The 17542-nt window shown below is 70.4% G+C and carries 12 protein-coding genes; 6 read left to right on the top strand and 6 right to left on the bottom strand.

Features of this window, described 5'->3' with window-relative positions; translation table 11 throughout:
• Positions 1-14: 14 nt before the first annotated feature.
• Entirely contained in the window at positions 15-6221 is a 6207-nt protein-coding gene (locus WG209_RS04420; RefSeq protein WP_337173798.1) for an MG2 domain-containing protein, read from the bottom strand.
• Between the two features lie 281 nt (positions 6222-6502).
• On the opposite strand from WG209_RS04420, the gene WG209_RS04415 reads away from it, so the two are divergent.
• Both WG209_RS04415 and WG209_RS04410 read left to right on the top strand, forming a co-directional pair.
• Complete coding sequence (locus WG209_RS04415) at positions 6503-7027, top strand: RNA polymerase sigma factor (protein WP_337173797.1); 525 nt, start codon at positions 6503-6505, stop codon at positions 7025-7027.
• Complete coding sequence (locus WG209_RS04410) at positions 7017-7643, top strand: hypothetical protein (RefSeq protein WP_337173796.1); 627 nt, start codon at positions 7017-7019, stop codon at positions 7641-7643. Before WG209_RS04415 ends, WG209_RS04410 begins: the two co-directional genes overlap by 11 nt.
• Positions 7644-7689: 46 nt before the next feature.
• On the opposite strand, the gene WG209_RS04405 is transcribed toward WG209_RS04410, so the two are convergent.
• Complete coding sequence (locus tag WG209_RS04405) at positions 7690-8253, bottom strand: DUF488 domain-containing protein (protein WP_337173795.1); 564 nt, start codon at positions 8251-8253, stop codon at positions 7690-7692.
• Between the two features lie 345 nt (positions 8254-8598).
• On the opposite strand from WG209_RS04405, the gene WG209_RS04400 reads away from it, so the two are divergent.
• Entirely contained in the window at positions 8599-9702 is a 1104-nt protein-coding gene (locus WG209_RS04400; protein WP_337173794.1) for an alpha/beta fold hydrolase, read from the top strand.
• Between the two features lie 64 nt (positions 9703-9766).
• Here WG209_RS04400 and WG209_RS04395 read toward each other — a convergent pair whose 3' ends face one another.
• Positions 9767-10240 carry a hypothetical protein gene (locus WG209_RS04395; RefSeq protein WP_337173793.1) on the bottom strand — a complete coding sequence of 158 codons (474 nt, stop codon included), beginning with the start codon at positions 10238-10240 and terminating at the stop codon, positions 9767-9769.
• A 29-nt stretch (positions 10241-10269) separates the two neighbouring features.
• Complete coding sequence (locus WG209_RS04390; protein ID WP_337173792.1) at positions 10270-11343, bottom strand: DUF1559 domain-containing protein; 1074 nt, start codon at positions 11341-11343, stop codon at positions 10270-10272.
• A 439-nt stretch (positions 11344-11782) separates the two neighbouring features.
• Between WG209_RS04390 and WG209_RS04385 the strand changes: the two genes are divergently transcribed.
• Together WG209_RS04385 and WG209_RS04380 are read left to right on the top strand one after the other, a co-directional pair.
• A complete protein-coding gene (locus WG209_RS04385; RefSeq protein ID WP_337173791.1) occupies positions 11783-13240 on the top strand; it encodes a sigma-54 dependent transcriptional regulator in 1458 nt (485 codons plus the stop codon).
• 85 nt (positions 13241-13325) lie between these two features.
• Positions 13326-15038 carry a sigma-70 family RNA polymerase sigma factor gene (locus tag WG209_RS04380; protein WP_337173790.1) on the top strand — a complete coding sequence of 571 codons (1713 nt, stop codon included), beginning with the start codon at positions 13326-13328 and terminating at the stop codon, positions 15036-15038.
• Here the strand turns inward: WG209_RS04380 and WG209_RS04375 are convergent.
• Positions 15008-16321 carry an SGNH/GDSL hydrolase family protein gene (locus WG209_RS04375; protein WP_337173789.1) on the bottom strand — a complete coding sequence of 438 codons (1314 nt, stop codon included), beginning with the start codon at positions 16319-16321 and terminating at the stop codon, positions 15008-15010. The genes WG209_RS04380 and WG209_RS04375 overlap by 31 nt on opposite strands.
• An 89-nt stretch (positions 16322-16410) precedes the next feature.
• Positions 16411-16659, bottom strand: coding sequence for a hypothetical protein (locus tag WG209_RS04370; RefSeq protein ID WP_337173788.1), 249 nt, complete (start codon positions 16657-16659; stop codon positions 16411-16413).
• 158 nt (positions 16660-16817) lie between these two features.
• Here WG209_RS04370 and WG209_RS04365 point away from each other — a divergent pair, with 158 nt between their 5' ends.
• Complete coding sequence (locus tag WG209_RS04365) at positions 16818-17336, top strand: GNAT family N-acetyltransferase (protein ID WP_337173787.1); 519 nt, start codon at positions 16818-16820, stop codon at positions 17334-17336.
• Positions 17337-17542: the final 206 nt, after the last annotated feature.

Raw genomic sequence — 17542 nt, 5'->3', positions numbered from 1 at the left:
CCGGCCGTCGCGGGTCAGTCGGTCACCTCCAGGCGGATCTCGTCGGAGTTCCCCTGGAGTTCGGGGGCGTACATCGCCGCCCCGCGAGCGGGGAGGGCGTGGAAGCGGCCCGGGATCTCGGCGCGGAGGCGGTAGGAGACGCCGTGCTTGCCGCGGGCCAGCCGCGTGACGAAGAACGACACGCGCTCGTCGCGGAACTCGACGTAGGCGCCCAGGTCGTTGCCATTGTAGCCGCTGCGGACCTCGACGGGCTCGAAGCCGGCGGCCTTGAGATCCTCGAAGACGAGGTACTCGTAATCGTTCTTGCTCTCGATCTCCAGCTCGACCTCGACCAGTTCGCCGCTCTTGAGCGACGCGCCGTCGGCCAGCGGCTCGCGGCGGTACTTCTCCACCCGCTGGCCGATCGCCTGGCCGCGCCCGCCGGGGACGTCCGCCGACTTGTCGTCGCGGATCAGGCGGTAAACCTTGCGGTCGACCTTCACCTCGAGCCCGGCGCGGCCGATGGGATCCTCGAGCGTGAAGTTGGTGAGGTAGGTATTGAAGTAGAGCGGGCCCGTCCCCTTCTTCGTGAAGGTGATCGAGTGCTCGCCCGAATCCAGCTCATCCCCCTCCAGGACCAGCGACGCGTCGAAGCTGAACAGGTTCTCCGGGGTGATGGTCACCTCCTTGCGGACCTTGCCGTCGACGGCGATCGCCAGCGACATGTTCGGCCGGTCCTCGCCGCTGGCCTTGAGGTAGTCGGACAGGGCCTCGATGTTGTAGGCGGTGTCGCGGGTGGAGCGCCAGTAGGCGCCGTTCTGCCGGTTGTTGAGGATGTACTTCGCCAGCCGGGAGGCCACCCGGCCCCTGGGGTCGGTCGCCGAGAGGAGCTTAAGGTAAAAGGCGTCGGTCTCGGTGTCCGACCCGTACCAGCACCACCAGTAGCCCTCGTTCGGCAGCTTGAGCCGGGCCGTCTGGTTCTCCTCGTCCTCGACGACGTACTGCGAGACGTTGCGCAGCACGCCGGCGAGCTTGTCCGCCTCGCCGAAACGGTGGAGGCCCAAACCGTACATGCACTTCGCCTGCACCGAGAGCCCCGGGCGGTCGCGCTCCAGGTACTCCAGCATGCCGGGGACGCGCGCGTCGGAGTCGGCCAGGATCATGAAGATCATGGCGTCGACCTCGTCGACCCGCGTCTTGTAGGGCTTGGTCTCGGTCTCGCCGTTCTTGAGCAGCCGCACCTGCTCGGCCTGATGGTTCGTCAGCCAGGCGAGGCCGCGCTCCAGCATCCCTTCCGGCAGGGCCAGGTCGTTGCGGCGGGCGATCTGGAGCCCGTGGACGATCAGCGCCGTGGTGTGCGGGTACGACTTCTCGCCGAAGCCCGAGAACCAGCCCCAGCCGCCGTCGGACAGCTGCATCTCGGCCAGGCGGTCGATCCCCGCGCGGGCCATCTTCGTCACCTCGTCCCTGTCGAAGACCGGGTTGCGATGCCCCGGCTTCCCCTCGGGGACCAGCGGCCGGTTCGGGCCGATTTGCTGGGCGTTGAGGTTCGTGTGCGCCGCGCGGATCGCCTCCAGGTCGACCCCCATGTCGATGAGGATCTTCTGGGTGATGACCGTCGGCAGGAAGCGATTGAGGGTCTGCTCGGTGCAGCCGTACGGGTAATCGGCCAGGTACGGCAGGGCGTCCACGAGCGCCCCGGCGAGGGTCGGCGAGTAGCGGATTTCGAGCCGCGTCTGCTCGGGCCGACGCTCCGCGGGAACCTTGATCGCGACGGTCGCCTCGGTCTCGTCGGGCCGGATCGCGCCGGCGATCGCCTCCAGCTTGAGCATGCCGTGGACGTAGGCCGGGAACGTCATCTGGGCGGCGTCGGAGTCGGTGTCGGCGACGGCCTTCATGCGGACGACGGCCTGGCCTTCATGGGCCACCTTCACGCGCCAGTCGACGCGGGCCTCGCCACCGGCGGCCAGCTCGATCGCCCTCGACGTCTCCTCCATCGGCTCCAGGACGCTCCCGTCCAGCTCCAGGGAGACCTGGACCGACTTCGCCTCCTTGAGCTTGCTGTGCACGACGGCCGAGAGGACGACCTCGTCCTTCTGCACGAAGAACCGGGGGGCCTGGAGCCGGACGAGGAGGTCCTTCGACGTGACGAACTCCCCTTCGGCCTGGCCGACGCGCGTGCCGGGGCCCATCGTCCACGACCGGACCTTCCAGGTCGTCAGGCTGTCGGGGACGGGGAATTCGACCTCGGCGGTCCCGTCGGGCCCGGCCTCGATCGCCGCGGCCCAGAAGGCGGTGTCGGCGAAGTTGGTCCGGACCACCGGCGCCGGGCCCTCGTCGGGTCCGACGCCTCCGGCGTTGTCGAAGGCCACCGCCATCTTGCGCTCGACTCCCCGGCCTTCCATCGGCGCGGCGGCGGCGGGCGCGCCCATCATCGCCATCGGGGCGGCGTCACGCGCCATGAAGGCCCCTTCCGCCATCATGCCGCCCATGCCCCCCATGCCACCGCCCATGCCTCCCATACCGGCCATCATGCCGCCGCGCCCCGGGGCCATGCCGCCGCCGAAGACGCCGAGGGGCTCCATGGGGGTCTCGCCCGGTTCGAGCAGGTTGAAGAAGTTCCGCGACAGGCTCGACTCGGTCGACGGGTGGTGGCCCCGCCTCCACTTCCAGAAGGCGTCGCGGATGTCCGGGACGTTCGAGCCGCCGGAGATGTACTCGACGGCCTTGTCGTACACCGTCAGCGCGGTCGAGCCGACGAACGGCTTGCCGTCGGGGCCGGTCAGCTTGAGGGAGAGCTTCGCCTTCTCGCCGGGCTTGTAGGTGGCTTGCGAGGGCTCCACCTTCACGTCGACGATCCGCGACTCCGGCGGCACCGCGACGTCGCGCGCCTGCTCGCGCAGCCTGCCGTCGGAGACCGTGATCGCCTCGACGAACAGGTTGGGCATGTCGGCCGCCGCGACGTCCACCTCCACCGTCGTCGACTTCCCCTTCACGCGGATCGTCCTGGGCGCGGGGTAGACGCCGTTCGACGGCCGCACGAACAGCAGGATGGTGGAGTCCGTCCGCTCGGTGTTGATCTGGAGGCGGACCTTGTCCCCCGGCCGATACTCCTTCCTGTCGGGGATCACTTCCAGGTCGCCGAACCGGAACGAGGCACCGTCGAAGCCCTGGCCGGCGACCGTCACGAGGTATCCCCCCTCGATCCGGTGCCCCTTGCCGTCGTCGACCACGGCCGAGATCCGGTACTGGCCGGGCTGGGCGGCCTTGATGGGCTGCTCGGCGCGGCCGTCGGCGTCGAGCTTCAGCGGCCAGCTCTCGACGGGGGTCTCGATCGGCTTGCCCTGGTCGTCGTAGGTGACCTTCAGGAGCTTCAGCGTCCCCTCGCCCGTCACCGGCTTGCGGTCGAGGGTCTGGGCGCGGATGTCGGCGTTGATGGTGTCGCCGGCCGTGTAGTGGCCGCGATCGACCCACGCATAGACGGCGAACGGCTTGCGCGCGACCAGCACGTCGCCGGAGCCGTCGATGGCCCGCCGCGACTGGTCGGTGACGGTGGCCTGGATCTCGTAGCGATGGTCGCGGTTGGGGTGGGCGGCCTTGGCGAAGGCGGTGTCGATCTCGACCTCCACCTTGCCGTCGGGGCCGATGGGGACCTCGGCGTCGGCGACAACCTCCGGCGGCCCCTCCGGGCGCGGCCACCACCAGGCGATCGGCGCCCGCATCCCCCACGACCGCCAGCCGGGGTACCACGATGCGTCGGACGCGAACCACCAGTAGCCGTTGCCGTACAGCCAGTCCCAGCGGCCGACCGGGAACCAGCGGTCGTCGGCGTATCGGCGCAGCACCTTGTACTTCACCGTCCCGTGGGCCACCGGGCCGCCGAAGTAGTAGTCGGCCCGGATGGTCGCCTTGACCTTCTCGCCGAGCGCCACGGGCTCGCTCGGGGCCTCGACCTTCACCTCGAACTCGGGCTTCTTGTACTCCTCGACGCGGAACGAGCCGCCCCCCCGGTTGACGAAATTGGGCCCCTCCGGCGTGCCGACCGCGAGGAAATACGAGCCCAGCGTCGCGTCCGTCGGCAGCTCGACCTCGCCGTCGACGCCGCCGAGGGCGTCGGCCGTGAAGGTCTTCTCCAGCAGCTTCTCGCCCTTGGGGTTGTTGATCTGGACCTGGACCTGGGCCCCGGCGTAGGGGGAGGCGTCGGGCCCGTCGTAGCGGGCGCGGGCGAGCCACGCCTTGAACTTCACGGCGTGGCCAGGGCGGTAGACCGGGCGGTCGGTGATGACGACGGCCGCGTCCTGCTGGAACACCTGGGGCGCCCGCTCCAGCGGCCAGAGCCCGGAGAACCCCAGGTAGGCGAGGCGGCCGTCGGGCGTGCTGGCGGTCGCCAGCCAGTTGTACCTCGGGCTGCGCGGGTCGGGCCTCTCGGCCGGGACGATCGCCTGGCCGTCGGCATTGGTCCTCGCCTGGCTCTCGACCACGTCCACGGCGAAGTTGTTCCCCTGCCCCACCTGGCGCTGCCGCCAGCCGAACAGGTCCAGCGTCGCCCCGGCGACGGGCGCCCCGGCGCGGGCGTCGGCCGCGAAGTAGAGGTGCTGCTTGTCCAGCGGCTTGCGGACCAGCACCGTGTCGTCGACCCAGACCACCACGCGGCCGACGTTCCCCCCCTCCATCATGGCCGTCAGCAGGTAGGCCCCGGCCTTCTGGAGCGGGGTCGTCACCGTGATCCGGCGCTCGAAGTGGTCGGCCGGCGGGTCGAGATCCAGCTCCCACTTCGCGACGGATTCGCCCATGTACTGACGCTGGTCGAGCGATACGAGTCGCGTGCCGACGTCGTTGACGTCGATCTTCCGCCAGTCCAGCTCCGCGGGCCTGGACCGGATGTAGTCCTTCACGTCCTTCAGCAGCTTGCCGACCAGGATCGCGCGGGCCTCGAACCGGACCTTGCGGCCGTTGCGGAACGTGAAGTCAACGCCCGCCCCCCGGCCGGCGGGGTGCGTGGCGGTCGGCTCGAACCGGCCCCACGGCTTCTCGATCTGCTCGACGCGCGCCTGGTAGTTCTTGTTCGGGTCGCCGAACTTCTCGGCCGCCTGCTTCCAGTAGCCGGCGGCGCGGACGAACTGGCGGCGGTTCTCCAACAGATCCGCCAGCGCCTCGGTCGCCTGCTGGGCCTGGCCGGTCTTCGGGTCGTCGACGACGGACTGGAATATCTCGATGGGGTTGAACTCGTCGGGGAGCGTGAACCGCTTGACCCCGGAGGCCAGCTTGGCGACGGTCTCCTCGTCCTTCAAGGTCTCCAGGCCGTAGATGCTGGTCTCGGGCTCGGGCCCGTCCTCCCCGTCACCGTCGTCCTCCTCCGGCATCGGCCAGAACCGGCCCTGCTGGAGCGTCTGCGTCCCGAACTGGCTCAGGAAGAACTGGCCGAGCGTCATGCGGACGGTGTTGAGCAGCCCGGCGTCGGCCTCGACGGCCTGGGCCAGCGCCCACCGCCAGCGCTCGCCGTCGTTGGCGGCCTTCTCGAACGACCCGGGGACCCGGTAATAGACGGGCGAGCCGTCGGCGTTCACCGGGGCGCCCGTCGATTCCCCCCCCCAGCCGCCCCGCCAACCGCGGAAGCCCTCCTCGTAATCGGGAAGCGCGTCGAGCGCCGTCAGGCTCTGGAACCGCCACTCCTGGCCCCCGACGCGCCCGAACGCCACCGCGCCGGCGAGCGTCTGGAAGAACCGGCCGGCGCGGGCGCGGTCAGGCCCGGCCTTGATGGCGTCCGCCACCCCCGCGAGGATCTGGAGCGCCCGGACGCGGTCGCGTTCGATCGTGTCGACGTACCGCCCCCCCTGGCGACGCTCCCGGCCGCGCGAGAACTCGCCCGCCACCACGAAGCCCTGGTGGGGGACCTGGTTCAGGTAGCACGAGGCGACGGCCACGGCCGTCCGCGCGTCGTCCTTCCGCCCGGCCAACGCCGATTCCAGGAACCCGTCCATCTCGTCGGGCCGTCCCAGGTTGGCGAGGCACTGCAGGCCCAGCGGCAGCGACGCCTCCACCTCCCCGGCATCGGTCGCCGGATCGACCACGAGCGCCCGGTAGGCCTCGTAGGCGTCCTTGAAGTTCCCGTCGTTGTAGAGGGCGTCGGCCTGGGCCTTGTTCCGGGGGGGTTCCTCGGCCGGGAAGGCGAACACGACCGCGCACGTCGCGACCAGCGACGCGGCGGCGAGGGCGAGGAGGGCGACCATGGACGTTCTCATTGTGGCCTCGCGCGAGACGTGGGGGGAGCCGCGGGCCCGGCGCTCCGCGCCGGTACCCGCCATCCTATCGTAGAACGGCGGTCGGCGGCATTTCTTAGTCGCCGACTTCGCCGAACCTCGTTGTGGCGGGCGCGGATCATGGAATACTTCGAGGCCGGGGGGCAAACCGCGACCACCCCCGGGACTTCATTGATGGCCTTCCGTCTCCGACGCGTGCCTTCGCCTCGTTCGTAAGGGACCGCCGCCCGGGGATACTAATCGACGCGGGAGGTGACACCGACTTGCCCGACCCCGACCCCGAGCCCCTGTTCTACCGCTGGCTCGCCGAGCATGGCGACGCCGTCCTGAAGGTCGCCCGCGCCTACACGATCACGGACGAGGATCGCCGGGACCTGGTCCAGGAAATCCTGCTCCAGCTCTGGCGTTCCATGCCGCGATTCGAGGGGCGGGCCGGCGAGTTGACCTGGGTCTACCGCGTGGCGCTGAACACCGCGCTCGGCTGGCGCCGAGGGGAGCGCCGCCGTCGGGCTCGCCAACGACCGTTCCTCGAATTCGAGGACCTCCCGCAAACCGGACCCGACGGCGTCCAGCGCGCGATCCGTCGCGAGGTCGTCGAACGTCTCCACGCCGCGATCCGCCGATTGCCGAAGGCCGACGCCGCGCTCGTGCTGCTCTACCTCGACGACCTGAGCTACCGACAGATCGCGGAAGTGCTGGGGATCTCCGAGGGCAACGTGGGCGTGAAGTTGAACCGCGCTCGGAAGGCCCTGGGCAAGTTGATGGAGGAGGAGTCGCATGGACCCTGACGAGCTGAAACGGGCCTGGCAAACCCAGGCGACCCCGGGATCGGCGAGGGTGGACGCCGGCCTGCTACGCGAGGAACTGCGGCGTCGCCGACGGGCCTTCGCCGCCTCGATCTTCTGGCGCGACGTCCGCGAGGTCGGCGTCTGCCTCCTGCTCATACCGATATGGATCTACCTGGGGCTCTCTCGTTCCCTGCATTGGACGTGGTACCTCATGGTGCCGGCCCTGCTGTGGATCGCCGCCTACCTGCAGGCGGACCGCAAGCGTCCCGCCTGCCCGCCGCCCGAACCGGACGAGCCGCTGCGCCGCCACGTCGAGGCCTCGCTGGAGCAGGTCGAGCGACAGATCCGGCTGCTTCGCGCCGTATTCTGGTGGTACATCTCGCCCATCATCCTGGCGAAGTCGGCCTTCGTGGGGCAGGAGGCATGGCGGGGCCGAGCGGGCGGCTGGTGGATGCTCGTGGCCGTCTCGGAGGTGATGGCCCTCGGGATCGTCGTCGCGTCCTTCGTCTACTGGCTGAACCACTACGCCATCCGCGCGGATCTCGAGCCGCGACGCCGAGAGCTCAAGGCCATGCTCGCGAGCCTTGAGGATGAAAAGCCCGGCGCCGGCGGATGATGGCCGAGAACCCCTCCGGCCCCACGCGGCTCGCCGCCGCGCGCCTTCACTCCTCCGCGAACATGCTTTCGAGCGGGAGCCGGTACGTGAGCGAGCCGTCGACGATCCGGGCCGGTTGCGTGTAGGGATGCTCCTTGACGGACCCCGGGCCGACGATATGCCGCGCGTCCCACGACCGCGATTTCAGGCAGTCGGCGATGAGCGACCGATGGCACCGCCACCAGACGGCCTCGGAGCACATGACGCACGCCCGGCGCGTGGCCGCGATCTCCTCAAGCCGACGGATGGCCTGGCGGAACGCGGGCGTCTCCATGTAATCCGCGTAGGCCCGGAACGAGGGGTGGCGCCAGGCCGTGTTCGGCGAATCCTCCCGGGGCTTGCGCCTGCCGCCAAGCTCGGGGAGGTGGACGTACTCGATCCCGGCGGCGGGGAGGCTCGCCTCCAGGTTCTCCTTCTTGTACTGGGGATGCATCCGCGACCCGGGGAACGCGCGGACGTCCACAAGCGTCTGGATGCCGCTCTCCGCGAGCAGGCCCAGGAACTCGTCCAGCGGTCGGGTGGAGTGGCCGATCGTCCAGACGGCCCTCGGCGTCGAAATTCCTTCATCCATGAGATGCCTCGACCCGCCGAGCGGAAGTATCCCCGTCTTCGCGTCAAACTCCCGCCATCTCGCGACGACGCGCCACGAGCTTACCCCGCAGCAATTGTCGTTCCTCGGCCCGATGGGCGCGCGGCCTGACGATCGGGCGAAAGCCGCTTGCGACCAGCAAGGGTCGGCTGCCGCGGCTGGCGGCGCGAGATCCGCCGACGGGACTCGGCGGCATGGGGGTGGGGGATGCCCGGTCGGCGACGGCGACTTCGACGGCACGCCGTCACACGCGGCCTCCGCGCATTATAATGGCCGGGCCGCTCGACTTCCCGGCGGCGTCTCCATCACCTCCGCCGAGCACCGACGATGCCCTTCCGCCCCCCGCCCCGTCGAGCCCCGCTGGCCCCCGCCCTTGTACTCGCGCTGACGGCGTCGGCGCTCGCCGGCCCGGCGTGGGGGGAGGCCCCCGCCTATCCCGACCATGCGGACCTCCTGGTCGTGCGCGACGCCGCGGGGGGCGAGCGCCCCGTCGAGGGCGCGGCCGACTGGGAGGCGCGACGCGGCCACATCCTGGAGCATCTCCAGGAGGTCATGGGGCCCCTGCCCGGCCCGGAACGGGTCGCGCCGTTGGACGTGAAGGTGATCTCGGAGACGCGCGAGGAGGGGTACATCCGGCGCAAGGTCGAGTATCAAACCGAGCCCGGCGACCGCGTCCCGGCGTGGCTGCTGATCCCCGACGGCCCCGCCGACGCCAGGCGACCGGCGATGCTCTGCCTGCACCAGACGATCGCGATCGGCAAGGACGAGCCCGCCGGCCTGGGTGGGAACAAGGATCTCCACTACGCGAAGGAACTGGCCCTCCGCGGCTACGTCGCCCTCGCGCCGGACTATCCCAACTTCGGCGAGTACAAGCGGGACCCCTACGCGATGGGCTACGCCAGCGCTTCGATGAAAGGGATCTGGAACCACAAGCGGGCCGTCGACCTGCTGGCCTCGCTCCCCGAGGTCGACCCGGAGAGGATCGGCGTCATCGGCCATTCTCTGGGGGGGCACAACGCGATCTTCGTCTCCCTGTTCGAGCCCCGCATCAAGGCCGTGGTCTCCTCGTGCGGCTTCAACGCCTTCCCTTACTATTACGAAGGCAACATCGAGGGGTGGTCGCACAGGGGATACATGCCCCGCCTCAAGGCCGTGTACAACCTGGATTTGAAGAAGGTCCCGTTCGACTTCCCGGAATTGATCGGCGCGCTGGCGCCCCGGCCGTTCTTCACGAATTCGCCGCTACATGACGAGAACTTCGAGGCCGAGGGCGTCCGCGTCTGCATCCGCGCCGCCCGGCCGATCTACGCCCTGCTCCGGGCCGAGGGGGAGCTCATCGCCGAGTACCCGGAGGCGGAACACGCCTTCATCCCGGAGGTCCGGGAGAAGGCGTATGGGTTCCTCGACGCCCGGCTGAAGGCGGGCCGCTGAGCGAATCGGCGGCCAAGTCGGACGCGAGCCGCGATGGGCTCCCGCAACGGCTCCCTCGGAGGGTTCAGTCGGTCAATTCGAAGTTGTGCGTCGCGCCCGACTCGGGGACGTCGACCTTGAGGCCGGAGGTCTCCGGGGAGAGGTACTTCTTGGGGACGAGCGGATCGCCGGTCCCCTGCATGTCCTCGTCCAGGACGACCTTGGCCCGCTTGCCCGTCGGCTTCGCCTTGTCTTCGCCGCGGGAGACGACGGAGACCTGGTAGGGGCCGGGGTAGGCGCCGTCGCCGATGTCGAACGTCCCCAGGCGGTAGTTGCCGGAGGGGTCGATCTCGGAGTCGGCGGCGCGGGTCCCACCCTTCTCGGGGGTGAAGTAGACGCGGCCCTTGGTCACGGGCTGGCCCTTGTAGGTGATGTTGCCCGTGACCGTCACCAGGCCGGGCTCGCCGCCGCAGCCGACGAGCCCCGGCGCGACGGCCAGCATCAGGCCCAGGGCGGCCGTGGTCGCGGCGGCCAGGGCCTTCCTCGACGCGAATCGCATGGATCGTCCCCTCGACCTAATCGGCCGGATCAGTAGGCGTCGGAGCTGACCACCTCGCCGCCGCGACGGCTCCCCAGCGCGTTGTAGGTCCGCTGGTCGACCGACTGCTTGACGAAGCGGACCGAGCCGTCGGCCATGCCGAAGTTGCAGCCGCCGGAATGGAAGCTGGAGAAGCCCCGGCCCGACCAGCTGTTGGCGTTGGCGTAGGTCGGGTCGCGCAGGCAGCGCTGGAGCGTGAAGTTCATCGGCAGGCAGGTGCCGTTCGTCGCGCCGGTGCTGGAATACCAGACGGCGCTGGCGGAGCGCACGACGGAGGCGACCTCGCCGAGGGCGAAGGTGTTGCTCAGGCCGTCGGTGATCGAGGAGATCGTGACGGCGGGGGAGACGCTGCGGTAGTCGAACAGCCCGCGATGGTTCATCCCCGAGCCGTAGGCGCCGGTCGGGGCGGTGCAGTCGGCGGCGGGGGTCTCGGTCGCGCCGCCCGAGGCGTTGCAGCCGCCGCACCCGTACCGGAGGGCCGCGCCGGCGGTGTCGTAGGGGTTGCTCGGGTTGTTGTTGTAGCCGTCGCCGAAGCTGCCGGTGTAGTTGGCCAGCATGCCGTTCTGGCGATTGGTCGCCGGGTTGTCGCGGGTGGCGTCGCCGCCGGCGCAGGCCACGCCGGGCGTGGTCCGGTCGTTGTACAGGCGGTTGGCGTTCGGGTCGGTCGGGCAGAAGAACGAGGCGATGACGATCCGCCTCACGGTGGACATGGAGAGGCAGTCGCAGCTGTCCATGAAATTGATGGCGTTGTACAGGGCCGACTGCTCCAGCTGCGGCAGGATCATCGGCATCCAGCCCCAGCCCTTGCCGTTGGTGCCGAACCCGCCGGCGTAGGGGTAGGCGCCCACCACGTCCACGTAGTTGTGCATCGCCAGGTTGATCTGCTTCAGGTTGTTGACGCATTGCATCCGGCGGGCTGCCTCGCGCGCCGCCTGCACGGCCGGGAGGAGGAGCGCGATCAGCACGGCGATGATGGCGATCACCACCAGCAGCTCGATGAGCGTGAAGCCGGGGCGGCGCGACGGCGCGCCGATAGCGCGCGGAGCGGACGATGAAGGCAACATGACGAACCTCCGCTGACGACGATCGGAAATGAGGAGAGGGAAGCGGCGAGGCGTCCGGGAGAACCCCATCGCGCCGGACCGCCCCCCCGCGGGCGGCCAGCCGCGACCTGGGAGCGGCGGCAAGCGTCCGCGAGGAGCGATGCGTGGTTATTAGTATCCGACGACCCATGGACACGCAAGCGGCCGGTTCAGGGAATTTTTATGTCGCCGATCCGAACGACGACGCCGGCCCGCTCGCCGCGCCACGGGGGCGAGCCCGCGACGACGCGCAACCCCCCGGCCCCCGGGATATTGGGGTTGAACGCGGGGGGCGTCGTGGTATAGTGCGGATGAGTCGATGGAGCCGGATCGCGCGTCGCGCTCTTTCGCATCATGGCGGGTCGGGCTTCGGCCGGGCGACGAATAGGAATGGAAGACGCCTCAACTGGATGAGGACGCCATGGACCGACGCATCCTCGTCGTGGAAGACAGCGAACTCTACCGCCAGCAGCTCGAACAACTGCTGGCCGGCCCCGGGCGGGACGTGATCGTCGTCAACGACGCCACCGCCGCGCTCGAGCTGCTGGTCGAGCGCCCCTTCTCCCTGGTCGTCACCGACCTGAACCTGCCCCGCGTCGGCGGCCTGGACCTGATCCGGGAGATCCGCGCCCGCGACCTCCCCGTCTCGGTCATGGTCGTCGGCGGCGACCCCAGCGTCGAGGCGGCCGTCGAGGCCATCCAGCTCGGCGCGGTCGACTTCGTCCTCAAGCCGATCGAGCGCGACCTCTTCCGCCACCAGGTCGAAAAGGCGCTGAAGGACCGCACGCTGACCGACGAGATCGCGGCCCTGAACGCCAGGCTGCGCCGCCGCCACGCCTATCACGACATGCTGGGGCGCAGCCGCCGGATGTCGGAGGTGTTCGCCAGGGTGGAGCGGGTGGCGTCCTCCCCCTGCACGGTCCTCATCACGGGGGAGACCGGCACCGGCAAGGAGCTGATCGCCAGGGCGCTGCACCAGAGCGACGTGACCCGCAAGCCGGGGGGGAGGCTCGTCGCCGTCAACTGCGCCGCGCTCCCCGAGAACCTCCTGGAGAGCGAGCTGTTCGGCCACGAGCGCGGCGCGTTCACCGGGGCCGACCGCCAGCACATCGGCCGGTTCGAGACGGCGGCCGGCGGCACCCTGTTCCTCGACGAGATCGGCGAGATGCCGATGGGGATGCAGGCCAAGCTCCTCCGCGTCCTCCAGGACGGCCGCTTCGAGCGCGTCGGCGGCCTCGAACCGATCCAGTCCGACTGCCGCGTCCTCGCCGCGACCAACGTGGACCTGGCCGAGGCGGTCGCCGACGGGAGGTTCCGCGGCGACCTGTATTACCGGCTCAACGTCGTCTCGATCGAGGCGCCCCCGCTCCGCGACCGGCTCGACGACGTGCCGATCCTGGTCCACCACTTCCTCCACAAGATGGAGGAACGGGGGCTCCCGGCCCGGACGATGTCCCGGGCCACGCTCTCGCGGCTGCTGCGCTACGACTGGCCCGGCAACGTCCGCGAGCTGGAGCACGCCATCGAGCTGATGGTCCTCACCACCCCCGGCCCGACCATCGAGCCGGAGAACCTCCCCCCGGAGATCGTCCCCCGCCGCGACGAGCCGTTCAGCCTGGAATTCGACCACGAGCGCCCGCTCCAGGAGCTGACCGACGAGCTGACCCGCCGCGTCGAGAAGGTGTACCTGGCCCGCGTCCTGGAGAAGTACAACGGTCGGATCGACCAGTGCGCCGCGCACTGCGGGCTCTCGCGCCGGAGCATCAGCGAGAAGCTGCGCCGCTACCAGATCGACAAGGCCGACTTCAAGCCGGCCAACCGTCGCTCCCGCAAGGCGCCCGCCGACTCGCCCTATGTCGCGGCGTTCGACGTCGCCTGACGCCCCCCGGTTCCTCGCATGGGCCGACCCCGGCCGGTGTCTCCCTGTTGAGAGCCCGGCCCGAGTCGCGTCCGAGGAGCCCAAGATGACGTCGCTAGCCCATCCCGCCGAGATCCAGGACGACGAGACCCTGCTGCGTCGATTCGTCGCCAGGCGCGAGGCCGACGCCTTCGCCGAGCTGGCCCGTCGCCACGCGGGGCTCGTCTACGGGACGTGCCTGCGCGTCACGGGCGACCGCCACGACGCCGAGGAGCTGACGCAGGAGAGCTTCCTCCGCCTGGCGAGCCGCGCGACCACGATCCGCGCCTCGGTCGCCGGCTGGCTGCACGCGACGGCCACCCGGCTTTCGCTCAACGCCGTCCGGGCGCGGGGTCGGCGTCGCGCCCACGAGCGAAAGGCCGTCCGAGAGGAGTTCGACGCCGCCCCCGATCCTTCCCCGTGGCGCGAGGTCGAGCCGGTCCTCGACGAAGCGGTCGACTCCCTGCCGGACGAACTCCGCGAGGCGATCGTCCTGCATTTCCTCCGATCGCTGCCGCAAGCCAAGGTCGCCGCCCGGTTGGGGGTCCACCAGTCGACCGTCTCCCGGCGCGTCTCCGAGGGCCTGCGCCGGCTCCACGAGCGGCTGACGGCTTCCGGCGTCTCGCTCGCCTCCGTCCCCCTGGCCGACGTGCTCGCCGCGGCGGCGAATCCCTCGGGAGTCCCGGATGTCTCCGCGGGCGTCGCCCGCGCGGCCCTCGCGGGGGCCGCCGGGGGAGCGATCGGCGGGGCCGGCGCCGCCTGGGCGAAGCTGAAGGGATTGGCCTTCGCGGCCACGGCCGGGGCGTCCCCCGCGTTCGTTGAGACCGTCGCGGGCATCATCCCGGGGGCGCTGACCGCGGCGGCCTGGGTCGCGTTCCTCGCCTGGTACCAACCCCGCTGGATGGACGACCTGTTCCCCGCCCGCGACGGCCGGAGCCACTACCACGACCCGTTCTATCCCTTCCGACGCTGGACCTGGGAGGTCATGCCCGCCGGCTGGAAGCGGAGGATGGGGATGGGCTTCGCGATCGCCGCGATGTTCTGGATCCAGGCGTGGGCGCTCGGCCAGCCCCGGCCGGGCGGCGGGGGCTTGCCGTTCGTCGGGGTGTGGATCGTTTACGGGCTACTGTCGTTCAGCACGGCGATCCGGATCGCGTGGAAGGCGGTCGGGGCGACGTCGACGATGAAGGCGGAGCCGACCCGCGCGACGGCCCCTTTCGAACCGGGCGAGTTCGAGCAGTCGCTCGGCATGGCCCTCGCCTTGCCGCTGGTCGTGCCGTGCCTGTCGGCGGTGATGCTCCGCGGGGACGACCGGCCGGCGGTCCTCGCGACGATGTTGGTCCCTCTGGTCCTGGGATCGATCTGGGTCTGGGTCGAGTTCGCGCGCAATCTGCGACGGTTCCGACGCGATCGGACGGCACCGATGGCCATCGAATGCCCGCCGGCGCGAGGGACGTGGCCGCGACGGATCTTGCTCGCGGTCATGCTCGGCCTCTCCTTGCTCATGGCGGTCGGCCCGCTGGCCGCCGCGGCGATCGCGAGCGGGAATCCCCAGTACGCCGGGTCTCCGCAAGGCTCGCGGCACCTGGAAGGAGCGCGAGGGATGCAGCCGGCGATGGCCCTGCTGTTCCTGGCGGCGACGATCCGGCCGCTGATGCTGGCGCGATCGTCCATGCCGCGACGGGCCTGGCTGGGCGCGGTCGCGTTCGCGGCGCTCCTGGCGATGATCGACGTGGCGGCCTGCCTCGCCTACCTCGGGTCGCTGATGTTGTCGGGATGATCGCCCAACGCCGCCGCCCCGCGACGTTCCAGCAACCGGGCGAGCCGCTCGCCGACGGATTCCCCCCAGACGCGGCAGCCGAGGGGGGAGAAATGGCCGTCGCCGAGCCTGCCGTTGAACAGGGGGCTCGGCGTGGTCGGCTCGCCCCGGTCGCGGAGGGCGGCCGTCTCGCGGTCGTGGGCCGCGATGAAGTCCTCCATCGGGTCGAAGTAGACGGCAGACTCGGGGAGGATGTCGGGGATGCGGCCGGGGTAGTGGGCCGTCCGACGCGTTCCCTCGATGTGCGCCGCCCACGGGGCGGGGACGACCAGCAGCGGGACGTTCCGCCCGGCGCAGAATGCGGCGATCTTGCCGATCCAGTAGCGGTTCTCCTCCCAGTCCGCCCGGCCTTCGAGCACCTCGAACAGGTCGCCGAAATCGTTGGCGAACAGGCTCAGGACCACGAATCGCGGCGGGAAGCGGTCGGCGTATTCCAGCAGCGTGAAATACTCCTGCTCCGGCGAGTAGCCCAGGTGCCCCGTGTTGAGCACCTCGACCGTCGTCCCGAGGCGATCGGCGAGGTCTCGCTTGAGGCATTCGGCGGGCGTCTGGTCGTCGCCCACGAACAGGCCCTGCATGTAGGAATCGCCCAGGACGACCCCCTTGAGGTCGGCCGACAGGTCGGGCTCCCCCCCGCGCAGGCCCCAGGAGTTCGTCGTCTGGACCGACTCGCGGACGATCGACGCGCCGGCGGCCTCGGCGAGCGCCAGCACTCCCGGCTCGTCGGGGATCGGGAAGTAGGCCAGGACGCCCCCGCTCGCCTTGAGGTTGCGGACCCAGATGGAGCGGAAGTTGGGCCGGAAGCGGTACGATCGGCCCGAGTCGTCGGGCTCGAAGACCGTCGATGGGAGCAGGAGCGCCTTGTCGAAGTTCCCCCACCGCAACAGGGCGTGTTCCGGGTCGAGCCCCGCCGCGCGGACAAGTGCTCGCAGCTTCGCGTCGTAGCCGTCGTAGGCCGCGCGAAGCTTGATCCGCGCCTGCTCCATGTCGAACCGCCGACGCCGACGCCATTCCTCGTCGACCCACGCGCGATCGTCCCCCGACCCGGTCAGCCGCGCGATCCCGCGGCCGACCTTCCCATAAGCCCACGCCGCCGCGTATCGCCCCGGCGCCGTCCCCGCGAGCATCCCGGCCAGCAACAGCGCCGTGACGCCCAGGATGGCCGTCTTGAAGACGCGAGCCAGCCTCTGGGATCGCTCGGCGGATCGGGAGGATGGAGGAGGATTGTCCCGGGAAGATGGCACGGACGCGGCTCTCGGTGGTGGTGGCGCGGCACTCGCGGGGAGCAGGCCGGGGTCCCGTCTCCGGTGGAGGCGACGGCCCTCGTTGACGCTCAGAAGTAGTCGGCGGCGCCCGTCTCGATGTCGACGTGGACGACTACCGGTCCATCGATCATCACGCCGCCGGACGAGCGATCGAACGCGACGCTCCACTTGATGATGTTCTTGCGCTTCTTGTATCCCGGGGCCAGGACGTTGGGCGACGCGCCCAGGCAGGTCCAACCCGCGCCGCCGTCCGCGGCGACGAGCCTCTCGGCGAGGCGGATGGCCTCGCGCTCGGCTTCGACCTTGCTGAAACGCATCATCGGCCTCCGGGTGACATCCTCGCATCCGACGCCCGCGCCGTGCCAGTGGTTCGTCCGCTCATCCGACCTTCCCGCCCTCCCGCGGACGCGCGAACCTCGCTCGCTCCCGTGCTGTCCGAGCGCCTGGCCCCCTGCCCCATGGCCGAGGACTCCCCATGCCCCCGCTCGTCATCCCGACGCCCCGGCTCGACCTGGTCCTCCAGACCCCGGATGAAGTGTTCGCGTGGGTCGAATCGTTGCCGCCCGATGTCCGCGCCGAGGTTTCGCCCGCGTGGGTGGATCGGGTGCGTTCGACGCCGGAAGGCGACCCGTGGTCGCTCGGCTACACCGTGAAGGAGCGGGCCGGCCAGGCCTCGGTCGGCGGCTGTGCGTTCAAGGGGCCGCCGGACTCCGACGGAATGGTCGAGCTGGCCTACGGCATCGACGAGGAATACCAGGGGCGGGGATACGCCACCGAGGCGGCCGCGGCCCTGGCAGAGTTCGCCTTTGCCGACGAGCGGGTCCGGATCGTGAGGGCCCACACGAAGCCGGAGAACGGACCGTCGGCCCGCGTGCTGGAGAAGTGCGGATTCACCAAGCTGGGCGAGGTCGTCGATCCCGAGGATGGGCTGGTGTGGCGATGGGAGCGGAGGCCGGAGGTCGCCGGCGATCCGACGGACGGCCCCGGACGGTAGCAGCCGATGTCGCGGAGACGAAGCTCGAGATCGGCGAAGACACGCGGTTCGCGGCCGCCGAGCAGGTCGAACACCATGTCCCGGTGGACGGGTACCAGCAAGAAAACCTCGCCAGCGATGAGCAGGCATACCCAGACGACCCCGCGGGGCAGTTCGTCGGCCGTCGTCTTGCGTCCCCAGCCGGCCACTCGCTCCACCGCCTGTCC

The organism is Paludisphaera sp. (genome assembly GCF_037189885.1).
In the GTDB taxonomy this organism is placed as follows: domain Bacteria; phylum Planctomycetota; class Planctomycetia; order Isosphaerales; family Isosphaeraceae; genus Paludisphaera.
The sequence above is the reverse complement of the archived record's forward strand: the minus strand, read 5'-3'. Positions and strand labels throughout refer to the sequence as shown.

Coding starts and splice junctions, on each gene's coding strand:
- WG209_RS04420 (WP_337173798.1), bottom strand. CDS start 6,221: ATGAGAACGTCCATGGTCGCCCTCCTCGCCCTCGCCGCCGCGTCGCTG.
- WG209_RS04410 (WP_337173796.1), top strand. CDS start 7,017: ATGGACCCTGACGAGCTGAAACGGGCCTGGCAAACCCAGGCGACCCCG.
- WG209_RS04405 (WP_337173795.1), bottom strand. CDS start 8,253: ATGGATGAAGGAATTTCGACGCCGAGGGCCGTCTGGACGATCGGCCAC.
- WG209_RS04400 (WP_337173794.1), top strand. CDS start 8,599: ATGCCCTTCCGCCCCCCGCCCCGTCGAGCCCCGCTGGCCCCCGCCCTT.
- WG209_RS04395 (WP_337173793.1), bottom strand. CDS start 10,240: ATGCGATTCGCGTCGAGGAAGGCCCTGGCCGCCGCGACCACGGCCGCC.
- WG209_RS04390 (WP_337173792.1), bottom strand. CDS start 11,343: ATGTTGCCTTCATCGTCCGCTCCGCGCGCTATCGGCGCGCCGTCGCGC.
- WG209_RS04385 (WP_337173791.1), top strand. CDS start 11,783: ATGGACCGACGCATCCTCGTCGTGGAAGACAGCGAACTCTACCGCCAG.
- WG209_RS04380 (WP_337173790.1), top strand. CDS start 13,326: ATGACGTCGCTAGCCCATCCCGCCGAGATCCAGGACGACGAGACCCTG.
- WG209_RS04370 (WP_337173788.1), bottom strand. CDS start 16,659: ATGCGTTTCAGCAAGGTCGAAGCCGAGCGCGAGGCCATCCGCCTCGCC.
- WG209_RS04365 (WP_337173787.1), top strand. CDS start 16,818: ATGCCCCCGCTCGTCATCCCGACGCCCCGGCTCGACCTGGTCCTCCAG.